This is a genomic window from Streptomyces sp. F001, assembly GCF_004187715.1.
Lineage (GTDB): Bacteria > Actinomycetota > Actinomycetes > Streptomycetales > Streptomycetaceae > Streptomyces > Streptomyces flavusporus.
The window spans coordinates 137,519-156,845 of sequence record NZ_QZWF01000009.1 but is presented as its reverse complement, the minus strand read 5'-3'; the positions used below and the strand labels follow the sequence as shown (position 1 = coordinate 156,845).

The following is a 19,327-nucleotide window of genomic DNA, read 5'->3' as shown; positions in this document are numbered from 1 at the left end:
TTCACTGCGTCGAGGCGACCAGGCGCTGCATACCCGTACGCCTGGCACCAGCCATGAAGGACGTCCGGGTGGTCAAGGTGAGGGGCTTCCGCCGGACCTGGCGGGCGCCCCTCGTCTTCGTGTGGTCGGCTGAAGAGACGTCAGGGCTTGAAGGGCGCGCCCATCGTCCTCGTGAAGGTGGCCGGATCGTCTTCGAAGCCATGGACTCCAGCGTGGAAATCCCACACACGCGTGTCGTCGCGCACGAACTCGGCGACCTTGGCCGCCGTGGAACCGAGGACCTCTCCGAAGTCGTCCACGGCCAGGTCGGTGTAGCCCTCACGGATCTGCAGGGCCGGGTTGATCACACTGACGAAGGTCCGGCGTGCCGGACGCTGCTGGATGATGACGCCGACCACCACGCGCGCATAGCGGGCATCGAGCCGCTCGAGCTCCACGGTCAGGACCTCGTCCCAGCCGAAGCCCTTGCCGTCCTTGCTGTCCCGGTTGAGGTAGATGGTGCCGTCCGGGGAGCGGCTGTCGAAGTGCACCACATAGGCGGGATCGCCGTACGGGTCGCTCGCCAGGTAGGTGGCGGCGACTACGTCCATGTCGGTGGGTGGCTGCCCCACTGGACTCGGGTCCCACTTCAGCGCGATCTCGACCTTGTGGATTCCCTTGCTGATGCCGTTCATCAGTCGTCCCCCTTCCCCGAGTGCCCGCAGCCCGAACTGCGGGGCGGCCAAAGCCGGTTGTCCATCCTGCCACGCGCGCGGAGAAGCGTGCACGGTTCCTGTCCGCGCGAGGGTGACCGGTGCCACGCTCCGTGGCCTTACGATGGCGCGGTGCTGGTCAAGTGGATTCGCTGCACCGTGGTGGACCGCCGCGGGTTCGAGCGGGGGCAGCGAAAGTGGGCGGGGCTTCCGGGGGAGCCGGATTTCGGGACAGGGCGGGGGCTGGAGCCGGGGGCGGCCTGCGGTGGCCCACATCTTCACGTTCTGGGAAAGCCGTGCCTTCTACGACTCGTTCATGGCCCGCTCCCACGACCGGCTTGCGGCGGCTCAGTCGGGAACGTTCAAGGACGCCCAGGTCAGGTTGTTCGACTACCGCTTCGATGTGAAGACCGGCTTCGAACCGCGCTTCACGGACGCCGATCTGATCCGGGTGGCCCTCTGCCGTGTCCGCAAGGAGCGCGTCGAGAACTTCACGCTGATGCAGGAGAAGGTCTGGAACCCCGCGATGGCCGGCTCGCCCGGGATGATCCGTGGGCTGTTCGCCGAGGCGCCCGGGCACGAGTTCATGGTTCTGTCGATGTGGCGGTCGGCCGCCGAGCACGGCAAGTACCGCACCGAGCGCGTGGAGCGCCTCGCTTTGCGGGCCCAGACGGAAGCGGACGTCGCCGCGCTCACGGGCGACATCGTGGAGCTGGAACCGGCCTGGACGGTTTGATTTCTGGATGCGCCAATCGTGCGCCCTGTGTGGCGCATGGTGCGGGAACTGTGTGACCTACGCCGTATGGTGCCCGTCCGAGTGCTCGACATGCCGTCACCCGATCTAGTGTTTTGGCATGGCACGACCACGGCGCATCGTCCTTGTCCGGCACGGCGAGTCAACGGGCAATGTTGATGACTCCGTGTACGAGCGTGAGCCCGACCACGCGCTGGCCCTGACCGAGCGGGGCTGGCGGCAGGCCGAGGAGACGGGTAAGCGGCTTCGTGAGCTGTTCGGGCGCGAACGCGTCAGCGTGTACGTCTCCCCGTACCGCCGGACGCACGAGACACTCCGTGCCTTCCACCTCGACCCGGACCTCATACGCGTGCGGGAGGAGCCCCGGCTGCGTGAGCAGGACTGGGGAAACTGGCAGGACTGCGACGACGTACGGCAGCAGAAGGCCTACCGCGATGCGTACGGGCACTTCTTCTACCGCTTCGCGCAGGGTGAGAGCGGCGCAGACGTGTACGACCGGGTCGGCGGTTTCCTGGAGAGCCTGTACCGCAGTTTCGAGGCCCCCGACCATCCACCGAACGTGCTGCTCGTGACGCACGGCCTGGCCATGCGGCTGTTCTGCATGCGCTGGTTCCACTGGACGGTCGCGGAGTTCGAGGCGCTGTCGAATCCCGGGAACGGGGAGATGCGGATGCTCGTTCTGGGGGACGACGGCAAGTACGTGCTTGATCGGCCGTTCGAACGCTGGCGAGATCCGGAACCGTACGGGATCAACGGATAGAGTGGCAGGGCGATGACTGACTCCTCTCCCGACGGGCGCTTGGACCGCGCCCTGGGCAGCCTGCGCGGACTTTCGGTGGGGGACGCGCTGGGCTCCCAGTTCTTCGTGCCGGTGAACTACCCGCTGCTCAAGCGCCGAGAGCTGCCGCCCGGACCCTGGCCGTGGACGGACGACACGGAGATGGCCTGCTCCGTGGTCGCCGTACTCGCCGCCCACCAGCGCATCGACCAGGACGCACTGGCCCGCTCCTTCGCGGAGCACCACGACTTCGACCGGGGATACGGACCCGCGGTCAACCGGCTTCTCAGGCTCGTCCGGGAAGGTGGTGACTGGCGGGAGCTCGCCGCCGCGCTGTTCAACGGACAGGGATCCTGGGGCAACGGCGCCGCGATGCGGATCGCCCCGCTGGGCGCCTGGTACGCGGACGACCCGGAGCAGGCCACGCACCAGGCCGAGATCTCCGCATACACCACACACCAGCACCGTGAGGCCGTGGTCGGCGCCATGGCGGTCGCAGCGGCCGCCGCCCTGGTCGCTGCTCCCGGCGGGCCGCCCAGTGCCGAGTCGCTCCTGGACGACGTCATCGCGCTCGTGCCGAAGAGCGCGGTCGGCGCAGGTCTGCGTCGCGCCCGGGACATGCTCGACTACGGCGACGCTGCCACGGTCGCGGCCGTACTGGGCTGCGGACGGCGTACGACGGCTCATGACACGGTGCCCTTCGCCTTGTGGTCGGCGGCACGCTCCCTCGGCGACTACGAGGCGGCTTTCTGGACGACGGCGCAGGTCGGCGGGGACGTGGACACCACCTGCGCCATTGTCGGCGGCGTGATCGCCTCGGGGAAGGCGGGGACGCCGCCGACGGAATGGGTGGGGCGGACGGAGAATCTGCCGGACTGGATGTCGGCGTCGGCATAGCGCGGGCTGTGGCCCCGTGTCGCCGACGCGGCTCTCCGCCGAGTCGGCTCAACCCTTCGAAACTCTCTGTGCATTCCGGGAACTCTCTGTGACCGCGGGCTCGTTGTAGTGGCATCTGCTGTGCGCAGACTGCTCATCGGTACACACGAGCGCTGTAGGGGGTGGTCATGGAGGTGTTGCCGGTGCTGTTTGTCCTGCTCGGTGTTGCGGCCGCCGCGCGGAGCGTCCATTTGCTGTTTCCGTCGGACGCTGCCGCTGCGGCTCCCGGTTGGTGGGGCGGTGTACGGAGGTCCGGACCGCCGCTCTCGCCGTCGGCCCGCCCGACAGGTGTCAGCCGTGCGCGGCCTGTCGCGGGCCGGCCAGTCGGCCGCGGACACACCCCCGTGGCGCCCGTCGACCAGCCTCCCGGACCGGCCCGCACTCGTTTCCCGTCAGCCGCCCATAGGGCCGGCAGTACCGGCGAGCGCATCCAGGTCGCTCTTGCGTACCCGGATCACCCACCACGCGGTGACGGTGGCGAGGACGGCCATGGCAACGGCCGGGATGAACGCCGTCGAAATACCCTGCGCGAGCACCTCATGCCCCCAGGGCGCGGGCAGTTGATGCGTCTGCGCGAACTCTGTCTTCTGCGCGGCCGAGCCGTCGGCGAGGAAGTGCGGAATCTGCTTCTCCGCCTCGTCCTTGCTGGCTGTGCCGAACACAGTGGTGAGGATGGACAGGCCCAGCGAACCGCCCACCTGTTGCGTGGCATTGAGCAAGCCGGACGCGGCGCCCGCCTCGTGCTGGGCGACACCGGAGACCGCGGTCACCGTCGCCGTGACGAAGTTCAGGCCCATGCCGAAGCCGAACACCAGCATCGGGCCCAGGACTCCGCCTGCATACGAGCTGTCGGGGCTGATGAACGTCTGCCAGGCGAGCCCTACCACTACGGCGGCCGAGCCGACGAGCATGAACGGCTTGGGGCCGAGCACGGGGAGGAAGCGCTGCGAGAGACCCGCTCCGACCACGATCGCGACTGTGATGGGAAGAAAGGCCAGGCCTGCCTCGATCGGGCTGAACCCCAGCACGTTCTGCACGAACAGAACGATGTAGAAGAACATGCCGAACATGGCCGCTGCCAGACTCAGCATGATCACGTATGTCCCGGAGCGGTTGCGGTCGGCGAACATCTTCAGCGGGGTGATCGGCTCGTTCGCCCGCATCTCGATAAACACGAAGGCGACCAGCAAGACCAACGCCGCACCGAAGGACGCGAGGGTCACATTGTCCCGCCAGCCCTCCTCCGCCGCGCGGATGAAGCCGTACACCAAGGACGCCATGCCTATGGTCGAGGTCAGTGCGCCCGCGATGTCGAAGCGCCCGGGGTGTCGTTCGGACTCGCTTATGTAGAGCGGGGTGAGTACGGCGATCAGTACACCGATCGGTACGTTGACGAAGAGCACCCAGCGCCAGTCGAGCCACTCCGTGAGCATCCCGCCGGCGAGCAGACCGATGGCGCCACCGCCCGCGGACACGGCGGCGAAGACACCGAAGGCGCGATTCCGCTCCGGCCCCTCGGCGAACGTGGTGGTGATCAGGGCCAGCGACGTCGGCGACGCGATCGCGCCACCCACGCCCTGCAGGGCACGCGCGGCCAGCAATTGCCAGGGTTCCTGGGCGATTCCGCCCAGCAGCGAGGCGAAGGTGAACAGCAGGATGCCGGCCATGAAAACCCGGCGTCGGCCGAGGATGTCACCCGCCCGGGCGCCGAGCAGCAACAGACCGCCGAAGGTCAGCGTGTACGCGCTGACCACCCAGGTGAGGTCGGTGGTGCTGAACTCGAGTGCGGTTTGAATGTGCGGAAGCGCGATATTCACAATCGTCGCGTCGAGGACCACCATGAGCTGGCAGGCCGCGATGACGGTGAGCGCGATGCCGGGATGGCCCTGTCGGCGGGCAGTACCCGGTTTCCGGTCTTGGATCGATGGAGAGGTCGTCACTATGGGTCCCCCACAAATAGCTTAGTGAACGCAAGCGTTCACTGTCGCCGCCAACGGTAGTGACTCCCCAGTAGTGAACGCAAGCGTTCACTTAAGTTGCCGTCGCGTCGCACCGTCCCCGCCGCTGCCGCGTGGCACGTCCCTGTATCCCCAAATCTCGCTTCAAATCCCCGCTTCCCTGTTCGTTGGAGACACTCGGATGGTTACTTCGCGCTGGACGGCCGCCCCTGCTCAGGCGGCCACTCCCCGTCGGCGCGGTGCCGTACTCGAACGCGCGATCCTCGAGGCCGCGCTGGAGCAGCTCAGTACGGTCGGCTGGAACGGCCTCACGATGGAGGGCGTGGCCGCCGGGGCCCATACCGGCAAGGCTGCGGTCTACCGCCGCTGGCCGTCCAAGGAGGACCTCGTCGCGGATGCACTCCAGGCCGGACTGCCGCGCATTGATGCTGCCCCTGACCTGGGAAGTGTGCGCCAGGATCTGGTGGCCCTCTGCCGTCAAGCGCGCGACGCCATGTATTCGCGGCCCGGTTCGGCCTTGCGCTCTGTGATTCACGAATGCGACACCCTGCAAGCCGAACGCTTCCATGACGTGATCGTCGAGGGTGTCGTGGAGCCAATGATCAGTCTGCTCCGCGAGGTGATCAACCGTGGAATCGAGCGGGGTGAGGTTCGATCCGATGCTGCGAACGGATACGTCTACGACGCCATCCCGGCGATGATGATGTATCGGTCAAAGGTGTGCGCGAGCGAATGGAGCGACCGGGACATCGAGGAGATGGTCGAGCAGTTGATGGTTCCGCTGCTCCGGCAGACGGGTGTCTGACGTCGGGTTGTTCGGCTGTCAGCCCGGCTCCGGGCGACCGGGGTGTCGTAGGCAGTTGCGGGCGGCGTAATCTAAGGGCGCCATGCCGTACGAACCGCCTACTCACACCGCCGAGCGCTCCCTTCGCGCCACGACCGGAGCGAAGGTCATTGCCGGTGTCGACGAGGTGGGGCGCGGTGCTTGGGCCGGTCCTGTCACGGTCTGCGCGGCGGTCACCGGACTGCGCCGCCCTCCCGTGGGTCTCACCGATTCCAAACTGCTCACGGTCAAACGACGGACCGCACTCGCCGAGGAACTGCGGACCTGGGTGACCTCGTATGCCCTGGGGTATGCCTCTCCGGAGGAGATCGACGACGTGGGCATGACGGCGGCGCTGCGGCTCGCGGCGGTGCGTGCCCTGGAGGGGCTGCCGGTTCGGCCCGACGCGGTGATCCTTGACGGGAAGCACGACTATCTCGGAGCGCCGTGGAAGGTCCGTACGGTGATCAAGGGTGATCAGTCGTGCGTGGCCGTCGCTGCGGCTTCTGTGATCGCCAAGGTTCAGCGCGACAAAATGATGGCCGAACTGGGTATCGACCATGCAGACTTCGGTTTTGCGGACAACGCCGGGTATCCGTCGCCCGTGCACAAGGCCGCACTGGCGGAGCGGGGCCCCACCCCGTACCACCGGTTGTCGTGGGCGTATCTTGATGCGCTGCCCCAGTGGCGGCACCTCAAGAAAGCCCGCAGCTGGGCGGACGGGAGCGTTCCGGAGATCGAGGGTCAGCTCGGCTTCGATTTCTGACGGTCCCGGTCGCACGTATGTGCCACCCACCGGCGTGAGCCGTACCAACGTTTGATAGACATCAACTCATGCCTCTCATCCCCGAGGAGCCTCAGATTCACGAGAGTGCCCAGGGTCCCCGCGCCACGCCGGCCAACGGCCGCACCGCGCCGACCCCCCGTCCCGTACCCGGCCCGCCCCGCGGCTCCGCCGCGTCCCGGTCGTCCTGGCCCTCTCCGGCCCGCGCAGCAGGCGCAACGTACGCCCCATGGGGGTGCGCCCAAGCCCGAGCCTGCAGGCCCTGCAACCCACGCTGCCCCCGCTCGGTCCTCGGCGACCCCGCAGATCCAGCTGATCCCGGCTTCGGCCGAGGGCGCGCTCGACGCTGCAGAGGAAGCCGTGGACCTGCTCCTGGAGTCGGGTCGTGCCCCTGGTGACGTGCTGGTGATCACCACCGGTGAGCCGCACCCGTGGGCCGCCCACGAGCTGTCCTTCGGCGAGGCGTCCTACTGGGCGCAGCACGATGCGCGCGACGACGTCTTCTATGCCGACGCCGCCGTGGCTGGTCGTGCCGTGTCCCGGCCTGTGGTCGTGGTCGCCGTCAACGGTGGCTCCGACGCCGTTGCCGCCGGCGCCCTGCCGCTGGCTCTCGGCCGGGCCGGCGCCCTGCTGATCGTCTGCGGCGACCCGCAGCAGATCAACTCGCTGCTGGGCGCGGGCGTCTGAGCCCGCCCCGGAAGGTCCCGGGGTGGGCCTGCGCAGGAGCCGTCCCGTCGGCTCGGCAGCTGCACGGCGGTGGCTTCGGCATGCGCGGACGACTGGGCGGACATGTGCCTCCGGCCGGTCGTCGCACGCACTCGGTCGTGCGCCTGGTCAGGCGCCGTAGTGCCTGTGGCCGGACCTGATGTCCGTCGGCCTCAGCGGGCCGCCGCGCGGCGCAGGACCTCGGAAGCGGCGCCACCGGTGCGCGGCAGTGGGGCCGGTGCCTCGGAGGTGGCAAAGGGCTCGGGCGCCGAGTCGGCGCTGGGACGGCGTCCGCCGCGGCCCTCACCGAGGACCTGCCAGCCGTCGCGCGTGAGCGTGATGTAGGCACCACAGCGCAGCCCGTGCAGGGTGCAGGCGTCACGCAGGCCCCACATCCATGCGCCGTCCTCCTCCGTCCAACGTGCGTCGCCCTCGCGGCAGTAGAGCAGCACGGCGGTGCGCACCGGAGTGCGGCGGCGCAGATCGTGCGGGATGACCCGGCGCAGTTGGGCCAGCAGCGCGTTGCGGAACATCCAGCCGTCGGCGGGGGCCGGACGTCGAGTGAACGAGGCACTTGCCCGCAGTCGTTCGTCGGCGTCGAGCACGGCCACGATCGCCGTTGCCGGCCTGGGGCGGTGCCGTGTGTGCAGTCCGCTGACGACCTCACGGGGGTTGCGCAGCAGGGGAATACCGGCGGCAGCCCACTCCGCGGGTTCCAGCAGGCGGGCCACAGGGTTGGCGGAGGCGGCGGACAGGTCGGCAGACGTCGACGTGGATGCCGCGGAGGACGGAGCGAATCCGAAGGTCACGATCCTCCCTTCGGCTACGCGCCCACACTGCGGGCGGGGTCTGGTTCGGGGGAGCGCACACCGCAGCGGAGCCGTACCTGATCACGGATGAGCCGTGCGGGGAGCGGACTTCAATTCTTCCTGTCGAACTGGGATGCGGCAACGAGCAATTGGGGCCGCCGACCCTTAATGCGTGGACTGTGGCTTATATCCGTACCCAGCGGGGCGTTGAGTAACGCCTGGGTGGACGGCACGGGTACACCTGGTCAACTCTGCACGCCCAGAACAAGAGGCAGCACCTCCTGCGCGCCGACACGCCGCAGCATGCGCGCCACGACCGCGAGGGTCCAACCCGTCTCCGTGAAGTCGTCCACGAGGAGGACGGGGCCGCGGTTCTCGGTGAGCGCTGCGCTGAGGGGTGGCGGTACGGTCAGCGCTCCGTCGAGCGCTTTGAGGCGTTGGGCACTGTTGCTCCGCGAGACCGGGGAAGCGTCGACCGCGTACTCCACCGACCCCAGCAGCGGCAGTCGGCCGACCTCCGCGATGCGCGCACCCAGGGAGTGGATCAGTGCGGGGCGAGTGCGCGAGGTGACGGTGACCACGCCGACGGGACGCGCCGGGGCATCCGCCGCCCCCGAGGCCCAGCCCCCGGGTCCCTTTGCCCAGTCGGCCAGTACGCCGACTACGGCCCTTGCCACATCGTCCGGCACGGGGCCGTCAGGTGCCTGCGGGGCGAGGATCGGCCGCAGCCGGTTGCCCCAGCCGATGTCAGACAGCCGCCCCAGCGCCCGCCCCGAGGCGGCTTGTTCACCGACCGGGATACGCCCCTTGAGATCGATGCCGATCGCCGGCAGTCCCGTCGGCCACATACGGCGAGGTTCCACCTCGACGCCCGCCCGCCCCAGGTCGACGCGCGCGGCGTCCAGCGCGCCGGTCGACGTGTCCGCGGCGAAGCGCGCGCCCGCGCAGTTGTCGCAGCGCCCGCAGGGTTTGGCACCCTCGTCGTCGAGCTGGCGCTGCAGGAACTCCATGCGGCATCCCGTCGTCGCCGCGTAGTCACGCATCGCCTGCTGCTCGGCCCTGCGCTGCCGGGCGACCCAGTCGTAACGCTCCGAGTCGTACGTCCACGGCTGCCCCGTGGCGACCCAGCCGCCCTTGACCCGCCGCACTGCACCGTCCACATCGAGGACCTTGAGCATGGTCTCCAGGCGGGAGCGGCGCAGCTCCACGAGTGGTTCCAGGGCGGGCAGCGACATGGGCCGCTCCGCGCGCGCGAGGACGTCCAGAGTGCGGCGCACCAGGTCTTCGGACGGGAACGCGAGGGAGGCGAAGTACTCCCAGATGGCTTCGTCTTCCTTCCCGGGCAGGAGGAGGACCTCGGCGTGCTCCACGCCGCGACCGGCGCGGCCGACCTGCTGGTAGTAGGCGATGGGGGAGGAAGGTGAGCCGAGGTGAAGGACAAAGCCGAGGTCGGGTTTGTCGAAGCCCATGCCGAGGGCTGACGTGGCGACCAGTGCCTTCACCTTGTTGGCGAGCAGATCGTCCTCGGCCTGCTGGCGTTCGGCGTTCTCCGTCTTTCCGGTGTACGAGGAAACAGTGTGCCCACGGTGGCGCAGAAAGGCGGTGACCTCCTCGGCGGCGGCCACGGTGAGCGTATAGATGATCCCCGAGCCCGGCAGCTCGTCGAGGTGGTCTGCGAGCCAGGCCATCCGGTGCGCGGCGTCCGGCAGCGGCAGCACACCGAGGCTCAGGCTCTCCCGGTCCAGTGGGCCGCGCAGCACCAGGGCGTCCGACGTGCCACCCGTGCCGAGCTGCTCAGCGACGTCCGCCGTTACGCGCGCGTTGGCAGTGGCGGTCGTGGCGAGTACGGGCACACCGGGCGGCAGATCGGTGAGCATGGTTCGCAGCCGACGGTAGTCCGGACGGAAATCGTGGCCCCAGTCGGAGATGCAGTGGGCCTCGTCCACGACGAGAAGACCGGTCGCGGCCGCGAGTTCGGGAAGCACCTGATCCCGGAATTCCGGGTTGTTGAGCCGCTCCGGGCTGACGAGCAGGACGTCGACCTGGCCGGCGGCGATCTCCGACTGAATGGCATCCCACTCCTCGGTGTTCGAGGAGTTGATGGTCCGTCCGTGAATTCCGGCCCGAGCCGCGGCCTCGACCTGGTTGCGCATCAGCGCCAGCAACGGAGAGACGATCACGGTGGGGCCGCTGCCGCGGGCCCGCAGCAGTGAGGTCGCCACGAAGTAGACCGCGGACTTACCCCACCCGGTGCGCTGGACGACCAGGGCCCGGCGGCGGTCGGCGACCAGCGCCTCGATCGCCCGCCACTGGTCCTCGCGCAGCCGGGCCGCGCCTGTGGCGTCCCCGACGAGGCGGGCGAGGACTGCGTCGGCGTTCGTGCGGAGATCCGTGTTGCTCGTGTGCTCCATGCGTCCCATACAACAGGACGGCACTGACAAACGGGCCGGGCGTGGGCGGTCGGGCGCTGGGGACATCTGGGCTGTGCGAGTGCGATGGCGTCTGCCGTGGATGTGTGGCGGGCCGCGGTATGACGTGTCCCTGGCTGGACTTATCCACAGGCACAAGCGGAATTCTGCGATCCGCGAGATCGTCGGCGCATGACGAACCACGGCGAAACCACTGGATCCTTCGAAAACGACGACACTGCCGGACGGGAGGGACGACAGGGCCCCAACGGCCATGGAGCGCCCGAGGGCCACACACCGCACCTTCAACACACCGAGAATGTCGAATCCACCATGTACGACGCACCTGCCGACACACATCGCGTCACGCTGCGCACCCCGGCCGAGCTGGTCGATGCCCTGCCGTACCTGCTCGGTTACCGCCCCGAGGACAGCATCGTGCTTGTCGCCCTCCACGACCGTGACGGACGCGGCAGGTTCGGCGGCCGGGCCCGGCTCGGTATTCCCGAGAATCCGGACGACTGGGTGCCCGTGGCCTCGCAGCTGGCGCACGGGCTGGTGACGGGAAGCGAACGCCGAGGTGCCCGTCCCGAACAGATGGTGGCCTACCTCTGCCAGGAACCAGGCAAGGGCGAAACAGGCAGGCAGGTCATGGAGCGGCTCCGCCCGCTGGCTCAGAACCTGCGCGTGGAGTGCGGCCTCCTCGACGTACCGGTGATCGAGGCCCTGTGTATTTCGGATGGCCGCTTCTGGTCGTACTGCTGCGAGAACGAGCGATGTTGCCCCGTCGAAGGCCTGCCGACGGGAATGCCCGGCACCTCCGTCCTCGCCGCCGCGGCCACCTACGCCGGGATTCAGGTGCGCGGCACCCTCCGTGAGCTGCGGGCGAGGCTCCTGCCTTGGGAAACCACCGCAGCCCTGGAGCAGGAGGTCGCCCTGGATACCGCCAGCATGGCTCTCGTCCCCAGGATCCTGGACGAATCCAGTCGCCTGTGTGTGGCCGACGAGACATTGCAGCTGGCCGAACGGGTCATGAGCCGTCTCGCCGCAGCGCCGCCCGCCTCCGGCGCGCTCAGGGCGGACCTTCGCGACGACGATCTGCTCGGACACGACGAAGCCGCAGCGCTGATTCTGGGCCTGCAGGACCGCACCACCCGCGATCGCGCAGCCGAGTGGATGGAAGGCGACGAGGCTGGCCCCGCACTCCGGCTCTGGCGTGCGCTGGCCCGCCGCTGTGTCGGACCTTACGGCGAACACGCCGCGGCGCCTCTCACCCTCGCGGGCTGGGTCGCGTGGTCGACCGGGGACGACATCGAGGCCCGGGAGGCGCTCGCCATGGCGCTGGGTGCGGACCCCGGCTATCTGTTCGCCCGCCTCCTGCACCAGGCCGTCAACGAAGGACTGGATCCGGAGTCGATCCGCCGCTGCCTGCGCGCGGAACGCGAGGGCAGTGCTCGTGGCGCAGCCGAGCGACTCGACAGGCCCCAGGACACCGAATTCGCGGTGAGCCGCGACGCCGACGGATCCGAACCCGCGCCCGGGACGGCTGCGGGACCGACGTCTCGGCAGAAGCGCCCAGCACTTCCCTCTGGTGGCGCCGGGCGCCCCTGCTCGTCGGGGGTGTCGGCATGCGAGGACAAGGGGGGTGCCGGCAAGCCTCGTGCAATGCCGAAGGGGGGCACGGGGCCGGGGCCGGGCGGAGCGGCAGTACACGTCCGCGCACGGTCGGGAAGGCAGCGCTGCGGCGTCGCGGCGCCCGTAAATGGGGCGTGGGTTCTGGGGGCAGCCGTATCGAGGGGGACGCGTGAGTGACTGGCGGGAGGGTGCGGGTATGTGTCGTCGGGCCGGCGCCTTCCCGTCGGGGGTGGTGGCTGGGCGATCTGCCCGAATCGACGCCGAGAGTGTGTGCTCTGGCCGCCATTCGGTGGGGTTGCCCGGTCACGGGCCGCACCGGCGTACCGCCACGCCATTCCGGAGCGCCACTCCTGGCCCCGAACCCCCCCGAGGCGCACAGAGCGCAGAGGAAGCCGTCCCATGCCCCAGCTGACTCTGCCCTCCGCCGACGACCGCTCCACCAGTGGCAGGTTCGCGACACGCCGGATCGGTGCATGGACCCGGCATCGCGCACAGACGTGGTCGGGCACCGCGAGCCAACGGTCCAGGGCTCGGCTCCGCCTCGGTTCGCGGCCCACGGCTCGGTATCGCATCAGTCGATCGTGCAGAAGCCGGTGCAGTCCTCCATGGTCCAAGGTCCGGTGCTGTCCAGGTCTACGGTGCAGGTTCTGGTACCGCCCAAGTTCACGGTGCAGGATCCGGCACCGCCTACGTCAACCTTCCAGGGGCGCGTACCGCCCTAGTCCACGATCCAGGCCATACCTCGCAGCCGGGGCGTCGTGGCGCTGTGGTCTGACGTCGGCCGATGCCCTGGCCGCAGCTCGGATGACGCTGCCACTCGGCATCCGGCTCGCAGCGGGCACGTCGCGCTCGGTCGCCCGCGCACAACTCGGGGGCTCTGGCTGGCAGGCCGGAATGATTCCCGGGCCGCGCCGGGATACCGGCGAGCACTTGCCGCCGGGCTGCACCGGCACCGAGGCCACGCTGTTTCTTCCCCGTGTTGCTCGCGGAGGCCCGTCGCTGGGGACTGCGGAGAACGAAACGGAAGAGCTGCTGCCGACGGCAGAACGTTGCCTCGCCTGGCTGCGGACCACGGTGGGCGACGGCACATTCCTGTGCGACCCGCAGCCCGGTGGTCCCGTACGTCCCGAGACACAGGCGCATGCCCACCGTGCCGCTCTGCTCGGTGCCGACCTGCTCGACGCGTGCGCCAGACCGGGCGGCGCCGGGTTGCGGGAGCGGGCCCGGGCGCTGAGGTCGGCCTTCCGGAAGGATTTCTGGCTCGACGGGCTCGGGGCGGCGGGTCGGCAGCCGCCCGCACGCCGGACGGTCGCTCTGTGCCGCACCTCGGGGCAACCGCCGTCCACCTGCTCGACACCGGCCTGCTGGGTGGGGGAGAGCGAGCGCCCGGGCTGCTCGACCGAGTCCAGACCGAACAGCTGGCCCGACTCCTCGGCAGCCCGGCGCTGGGGGCTGCGCGGACTGGGCGTCCGGGAAGCGGGCTACAACCCGTTCGGCCACCGCGGCGGCGCCGTACGGGTCCACGAGACGGCTGTCGCTGTCGCGGCCAGGCTGTCGCCGGAGATGAGAAGGAGGCGAGTTCGCTGCTACGAGGCATCCTCGCGGCGGCCGAGGCCTTCGGCTACCGGCTGCCCGAGATGTACGCCGGAGAACAGCGAACCAACGGGAGCGTTCCGCTTCCCCACCCCGCTGCCTGCCGCCCCGCAGCCACGGCGGCGGCATCAGCTGCCCTGCTGTTCACCACCCTCGTCGGCATCCGTCCCGATGCCCCGGCGGGCGCCGTCACACTGCGTCCCGTTCCCAGCGCGCCGCTCGGCGAGCTCGGACTGACGGGACTGCGGCTCGCGGAGGCCCCCTTCTCCGTACGGGTCAGTGGCCTCGGCCTCGCCATGGTCGAGGAGGCGGCCGACGGGCTGCAGTTGGGGGTGTGACCTGGTGCCGCGATGGTGAGTGTAGGTGACTCTGCGCGCCGATGGAGGGCGCGACGCAGTGCGGCGGTCGGCTCTGTGACCCCGTGCGGCGACCAGGCGTGCGATCCGCACGTCAACGACCGTGACCTCGAATGATGCGTCCGCACACGACGGCCGGGAGCTGCGGGAGACCCCTGCTGCACGGATCCGGACCAGCCGTCGATGCGGCCGACGAAGGGAGTGTTTATCGTCAGGCAGACGACTATGATCGCGACATGCCCTACGACCCGTCAGCCTTTCCGCCCTTTGCCGTCACCGTGGACCTGGTCGTGCTGACCGTGCGCCGCCATGCTCTGTGTGCGCTGGCGGTACGCAGGGGCGAGCCCCCGTTCCAGGGGCGCTGGGCGCTTCCCGGCGGCTTCGTACGGGCCGACGAGGATCTGGCCCAGGCCGCCGCGCGCGAGCTTGCCGAGGAGACGGGGCTGCGCGTCCATGATCCGTCCGTCCCTGCCCAGGACAACGGCGCTCATCTGGAACAGCTCGCGACGTACGGCGACCCCAAGCGGGACCCCCGGATGCGTGTGGTCAGCGTCGCCCATCTCGCGCTGGCCCCCGACCTGCCCGCACCGCGCGCCGGCGGCGACGCCAGCAACGCGCGCTGGGCACCGGTCGAGGAACTGCTGCAACAGGGCGGCTACGGCCGCGACGGCGAACCGGTGGCCCCACTCGCTTTCGACCACGCCCAGATCCTCTCGGACGGTGTGGAGCGCGCCCGGTCCAAGATTGAGTACTCGTCCCTGGCCACGGCGTTCTGCCCGCCCGAGTTCACCGTCGGCGAGCTGCGCCGCGTCTACGAGGCTGTCTGGGGTGTGGCGCTCGATCCCCGCAACTTCCACCGCAAGGTGACGGGCACGCCCGGCTTCCTCGTCCCCACCGGGGGTACGACCACACGTCAGGGCGGCCGTCCGGCCCAGCTCTTCCGCGCGGGCGGTGCCACACTCCTGAACCCGCCGATGCTGCGTCCCGAGGTGTGACGCCGGCTCCAGCCAATGGGCAGCCGACCGGAGGTGCACGGAAGGGCCAACACAGGTTGATCCATCCGATCACGCTCGTGTACTGGAGCCATTGATGCCCGAAAAATCCTAAATGGCCCGCTATCTTGCTACAGGTGATCCAGGCATTCGGACTGACCAGCAATTCCCGCAAAGGCCTTCCGCCTGCCGTCGACGACGTCTCCTTCGAAGCGCGCGCCGGCTGCGTCACCGCGCTGCTCGGCGACCCTGGCGCGGGTAAGACGACCGCGCTCAGACTGATGCTCGAACTCCAACAGGGTCGCGGAGTCACCTACTTCAGAGGCCGCCCGCTCCATCGCATCGCTCATCCCTCGCGCGAAGTCGGTGTCCTGCTGGGTGATGTGCCGGGACACCCGGGCCGAACGGTACGCAGTCACCTGAGGATGCTGTGCGCCGCCGCCGGGATCTCGGTCCGGCGTGCCGACGAAGTCCTCGAGGTGGTCGGTCTCGTCAGCCTGAGCGAGGAACGACTCGGCACGCTCTCCCGAGGCATGGACCGTCGGCTCGGCCTGGCCTGCGCCCTGTTGTCCGATCCCCACACTCTCGTGCTCGACGAGCCCTCCGACGGACTCTCGGCGCGTGAGAGCCGCTGGCTGTACGGCATGCTGCGCGCGCACGCGGGCCAGGGCGGTACGGTCCTGGTCACCACGGCCGACCCCAAGGAGGCCGCGCGCACCGTGGACCGCGTCGTCACGCTGGAGCGGGGCAGGCTCGTCGCCGACCAGGAGGCGACCGAGTTCGCCCGTACCCGGCTGCGGCCACGTGTCGCCGTTCGCAGTCCGCAGTCCGCCCGGCTCGCCGCCTTGCTCACCAGGGAGGCCCGGACGGCGCAGCGCTCCGTCGAGGTCGTACAGGAACGTGGCAATCGCCTTTCCGTGTACGGCAGCACCTGCGCCGACGTCGGTGAGACGGCGTACCGGCACGGCATCCTCGTGCTCCAACTCGCCGACGAGATCGGGGACATGGGGCCGGGCGCGGGAGCGGCCGCTCCGGAGGGGCCGCAGACGGTCCATGAGCGGTCGGCCACCGCGGAAAGGCCCGGCTCGGAGACACGCTGGACGGCCCACCTTCCGCAAGGACCTGACGAGGCGTCACGCAGCCGCACTGCCACGCACTCGGCAACTGTCGACAAAACGCCTCCCGATGCGACTCCGGCGACAACGCCCGCCACCACCCCCTCGTCGGGCAGCACCACGCCCACGCCGCAACGCCCCACGCCGACGCCGACCCCGACGCGGACTCGGTCCCGGCCCTCGGTCGGATGCCGCGGCTTCCCAGGGCACGGTCGCCACGTCCCACGCCACGGCGTCCCTCTCGGCCGGCCACACCCCGCACGCCGACGCCGACCATGGCGTGGACTCGGTCCCGGCCCTCGGTCGGATGCCGCGGCTTCCCAGGGCACGGTCGCCACGTCCCACGCTGCGACGTCCCCCTCGGCCGGCCACACGCCACACGCGACGCCGACCACGGAGCGGACTCGGTCGCGGCCCCCGGCGCGGATGCCGCGGCTTCCCAGGCGCAGCCCGCACGTCGCCTGCCGACCCACCCCGACGACCAACCACTCACCGCACCCGAGCGTCGACAGGCCGGAGTCACAACCCCCGCCTCCGTGGTCACGCCCTCCGCGAAGCAACCCGCTCACCCCACCCCCTACTGCCATCGCCCTCCACCCGCCGCTCGCCCCGCCTCGGCCGCCACCGACCCGGCCCCCTTGCCCGCCCACCCCGCCCCAAACGCCCCGCGTATCCCCGACGCCCTCCCTCCGCTCCCACCCCCCATCTCCGTCCGCCCAGCTCCCAGCCCTCTCCGCCCTCTGCGATACGAGCTGCGGCGGGCCGCCGGAGTGAGTACCGGATTTGTCACCGGGGCCGTCGTACTTGTCGTGTCCGCACTGACCGCTGTATTTCTCGCCGGCGTCGGACACACACCACAGGCACGCCTCCTCGCCGCATGGCCGCAGGAGGTGCCGCTGCCGCCCGCGGCGCTCGGTGCGGGCCTGCTCGGGGCGCTGGCCTTCGGAGACGAGTTCCGCTACCCCGCACTGGCGGCGGACCGCGGCACGGTGCCCCGCCGGTTGGGGCTGCTCGCCGCCAAGCTCCTCGTCTCCGCGGCCACTGCGCTGATCCTGGCCGTCCTCACATTGGGCTGCGACGCCGAAGTGCTCTATCTCGTATACGGACGGGAGCTCGTGCAGGTTCCCTCGGACTGGCTCTCCCTGACCGCAAGTTGGCTCGGGCTCACGGTGGGATGTGCCTGGGCCGGTGTGCTGGCCGCCGGCGTCTTCCGGTCCACAGCGGGCGGGCTTGCCGCGGTGGTCGCCGTGCCGATTGTCGTCGTACCCCTCGTACAAAAGGCCTTCGAGGGGCCTTCCGTGCGGACCGCGGCCGGTCTTCCCATGCGGGCGCGCGAGCTGTTCCTGCTGCAGTGGCCCTTCGGCGGAGAGCGCTATCTGTCCGCCTTGGCCCGGGTGATTGCCCAACCCGTGGGCGGCGCCCTGACATTGTCTCTGACCGCCCTGCTCTGCGCGTTTCTGCTCACGACCCTACGGAGCAGGGCCCGATGAACACCGTCCGCACCCTTCCGGTCCCGGACTGTGCACAACTCCCTCGGGAAAGCCCATTTCTTTCCGATAAGGCGTCAATTGCGACGGGGTGAGCGATCACCCTTTCGTGTGCTTTTCACCAAAGACCTCAAGGCAGTTGAAGAGGGCGCCGACAAAGGATCCGTGAGTACCCTTGCGCACACCATGATGACCCCCGCCCGCTCCGCAGACTCCGGCCTCTCCGGCCCGGGCGAAGCCGACCGCTACCCCTACGCCGAGGCCCCTGCCCCCGACCGCGTCGGCGCCCCCGCCTGGGAGGGCGCGGACCCCGAGCTGGGCCGTGCGGGCCGGCGCGCCGCGGGCAGCCGCGGGCGCGGACTGCACGGCCAACTCGTCCAGCAGCTGGGCCAGATGATCGTCTCGGGCGACCTCGGGGCCGACCGTCCGCTGGTGCCCGAGGAGATCGGCCAGCGCTTCGAAGTCTCCCGCACTGTCGTCCGTGAGTCGCTCCGCGTCCTGGAGGCCAAGGGCCTGGTCAGTGCCCGCCCCAATGTGGGCACGCGCGTGCGTCCCGTCAGTGACTGGAACCTGCTCGACCCCGACATCATCGAATGGCGGGCCTTCGGGCCGCAGCGTGACGATCAGCATCGTGAGCTGAGCGAGCTACGGTGGACGATCGAACCGCTCGCCGCGCGGCTCGCCGCCGGGCACGGACGCGAGGACGTCCAGCAGCGGCTGGCCGACATGGTGGAGATCATGGGCCACGCCCTGGGGCGAGGTGACGCGCTCACCTTCGCTCGCGCCGACGCCGAGTTCCACTCGCTGCTCATCCAGGTCGCGGGCAACCGCATGCTGGAGCACCTCTCCGGCATCGTCTCCGCCGCCCTCCAGGTGTCGGGCGGTCCTGCCACAGGCTGTGACCGGCCGAACGAGAGCTCCCTGGCCCACCATGGCCGCATCGTCGACGCCCTGGCCGCCGGCGATGGTGCCGCGGCCGAGGCGGCGATGCGGCAGCTGCTCACCGTCCACCCCGAGGTGGAGCGCGTGGTGCCCGCCCCGCGCGAGCACTGACCGCATACCGCGGGGCGTCGCGGCCGAAAGGTGTTTCCTTCCCCGGCATCGCTCGGCCGGCGCGCCGTCCTCCGTCGGACCCCGCAGGATCCTTCTCGATCCGCGGGGTCCGACGGCGCGACGCGGTGAGGCCTTGAGGCCCGACGGTGCGCACGGCGCGGTGACGCCCTGAGGGTGATGCCCGGTCGCGGCCACCCACTGGGCGACCTCTCTGCGCTCCCAGGCGTCCTCCTCTGTCTGTGTCTGACCGTTTTTGAGCGCTTACGTGGTGTGACTCGGGCCACGCAGATTGGGCGTAACGCTCGCGGCGGCACCGCGATGACCTAAGAGGTGACAGCCGCGGAGGGAATACGGACGCCATTCATGGCGCTGTGCATCTTCCCGGCCCCCGCCCGCGCCGTCGGCCATCCCCAGTCGGCGGTCGGCTCCTGTCCGCCGTGGACGGGGCC

11 protein-coding genes and 4 pseudogenes are annotated in these 19,327 nt (G+C 70.0%); 11 read left to right on the top strand and 4 right to left on the bottom strand.

Annotation, left to right across the window (positions count from 1 at the left end):
* Positions 1–140 precede the first annotated feature (140 nt).
* Positions 141–674, bottom strand: a complete 534-nt coding sequence (locus tag StrepF001_RS28515; protein WP_129801077.1) for a TerD family protein — start codon at positions 672–674, stop codon at positions 141–143.
* Positions 675–824: 150 nt separating this feature from the next.
* Here StrepF001_RS28515 and StrepF001_RS28510 point away from each other — a divergent pair.
* From StrepF001_RS28510 to StrepF001_RS28500, 3 genes and pseudogenes are all read left to right on the top strand, one after another.
* Positions 825–1,428 (top strand): annotated as a pseudogene (locus StrepF001_RS28510) (YdbC family protein).
* Positions 1,429–1,546: 118 nt separating this feature from the next.
* Entirely contained in the window at positions 1,547–2,206 is a 660-nt protein-coding gene (locus tag StrepF001_RS28505) for a phosphoglycerate mutase family protein (protein ID WP_129801076.1), read from the top strand.
* Positions 2,207–2,218: 12 nt separating this feature from the next.
* Positions 2,219–3,121 carry an ADP-ribosylglycohydrolase family protein gene (locus StrepF001_RS28500; RefSeq protein ID WP_129801075.1) on the top strand — a complete coding sequence of 301 codons (903 nt, stop codon included), beginning with the start codon at positions 2,219–2,221 and terminating at the stop codon, positions 3,119–3,121.
* A gap of 431 nt (positions 3,122–3,552) precedes the next feature.
* Here StrepF001_RS28500 and StrepF001_RS28495 read toward each other — a convergent pair whose 3' ends face one another.
* Positions 3,553–5,100, bottom strand: a complete 1,548-nt coding sequence (locus StrepF001_RS28495) for an MFS transporter (protein ID WP_129801074.1) — start codon at positions 5,098–5,100, stop codon at positions 3,553–3,555.
* Between the two features lie 199 nt (positions 5,101–5,299).
* On the opposite strand from StrepF001_RS28495, the gene StrepF001_RS28485 reads away from it, so the two are divergent.
* The 3 genes and pseudogenes from StrepF001_RS28485 (at position 5,300) to StrepF001_RS28475 (ending at position 7,412) form a co-directional block, all read left to right on the top strand.
* A complete protein-coding gene (locus StrepF001_RS28485) occupies positions 5,300–5,923 on the top strand; it encodes a TetR/AcrR family transcriptional regulator (protein ID WP_129801166.1) in 624 nt (207 codons plus the stop codon).
* Positions 5,924–6,005: 82 nt separating this feature from the next.
* On the top strand, positions 6,006–6,707 hold the full coding sequence (locus tag StrepF001_RS28480; protein ID WP_129801073.1) for a ribonuclease HII: 702 nt from the start codon (positions 6,006–6,008) through the stop codon (positions 6,705–6,707).
* A gap of 68 nt (positions 6,708–6,775) precedes the next feature.
* A pseudogene (locus StrepF001_RS28475) lies at positions 6,776–7,412 on the top strand (hypothetical protein).
* Between the two features lie 191 nt (positions 7,413–7,603).
* Here StrepF001_RS28475 and StrepF001_RS28470 read toward each other — a convergent pair.
* A complete protein-coding gene (locus StrepF001_RS28470) occupies positions 7,604–8,239 on the bottom strand; it encodes a hypothetical protein (protein ID WP_129801072.1) in 636 nt (211 codons plus the stop codon).
* 245 nt (positions 8,240–8,484) lie between these two features.
* The gene (locus tag StrepF001_RS28465; RefSeq protein WP_129801071.1) at positions 8,485–10,650 is read right to left on the bottom strand and encodes a RecQ family ATP-dependent DNA helicase; all 2,166 of its coding nucleotides are present in this window, start codon (positions 10,648–10,650) and stop codon (positions 8,485–8,487) included.
* A 189-nt stretch (positions 10,651–10,839) separates the two neighbouring features.
* Between StrepF001_RS28465 and StrepF001_RS28460 the strand changes: the two genes are divergently transcribed.
* From StrepF001_RS28460 to StrepF001_RS28440, 5 genes and pseudogenes are all read left to right on the top strand, one after another.
* A complete protein-coding gene (locus StrepF001_RS28460) occupies positions 10,840–12,459 on the top strand; it encodes a DUF4192 domain-containing protein (RefSeq protein ID WP_129801070.1) in 1,620 nt (539 codons plus the stop codon).
* Positions 12,460–13,023: 564 nt separating this feature from the next.
* A pseudogene (locus tag StrepF001_RS28455) lies at positions 13,024–14,213 on the top strand (glycogen debranching protein); the annotation flags it as partial.
* Between the two features lie 254 nt (positions 14,214–14,467).
* Complete coding sequence (locus StrepF001_RS28450; RefSeq protein ID WP_129801069.1) at positions 14,468–15,226, top strand: NUDIX hydrolase; 759 nt, start codon at positions 14,468–14,470, stop codon at positions 15,224–15,226.
* A 134-nt stretch (positions 15,227–15,360) separates the two neighbouring features.
* Positions 15,361–17,828: pseudogene (locus StrepF001_RS28445) on the top strand (ABC transporter ATP-binding protein).
* Positions 17,829–17,990: 162 nt separating this feature from the next.
* Positions 17,991–18,878 (top strand): FCD domain-containing protein, encoded by an 888-nt coding sequence (locus StrepF001_RS28440; RefSeq protein ID WP_129801068.1) that lies wholly within the window; start codon positions 17,991–17,993, stop codon positions 18,876–18,878.
* The last annotated feature ends 449 nt before the right edge of the window (positions 18,879–19,327 follow it).

Bases quoted from the DNA above. Each gene is read 5' to 3' on its own strand.
- StrepF001_RS28515 (WP_129801077.1), bottom strand. From the start codon at position 674: ATGAACGGCATCAGCAAGGGAATCCACAAGGTCGAGATCGCGCTGAAG.
- StrepF001_RS28505 (WP_129801076.1), top strand. From the start codon at position 1,547: ATGGCACGACCACGGCGCATCGTCCTTGTCCGGCACGGCGAGTCAACG.
- StrepF001_RS28500 (WP_129801075.1), top strand. From the start codon at position 2,219: ATGACTGACTCCTCTCCCGACGGGCGCTTGGACCGCGCCCTGGGCAGC.
- StrepF001_RS28485 (WP_129801166.1), top strand. From the start codon at position 5,300: ATGGTTACTTCGCGCTGGACGGCCGCCCCTGCTCAGGCGGCCACTCCC.
- StrepF001_RS28480 (WP_129801073.1), top strand. From the start codon at position 6,006: ATGCCGTACGAACCGCCTACTCACACCGCCGAGCGCTCCCTTCGCGCC.
- StrepF001_RS28465 (WP_129801071.1), bottom strand. From the start codon at position 10,650: ATGGAGCACACGAGCAACACGGATCTCCGCACGAACGCCGACGCAGTC.
- StrepF001_RS28460 (WP_129801070.1), top strand. From the start codon at position 10,840: ATGACGAACCACGGCGAAACCACTGGATCCTTCGAAAACGACGACACT.
- StrepF001_RS28450 (WP_129801069.1), top strand. From the start codon at position 14,468: ATGCCCTACGACCCGTCAGCCTTTCCGCCCTTTGCCGTCACCGTGGAC.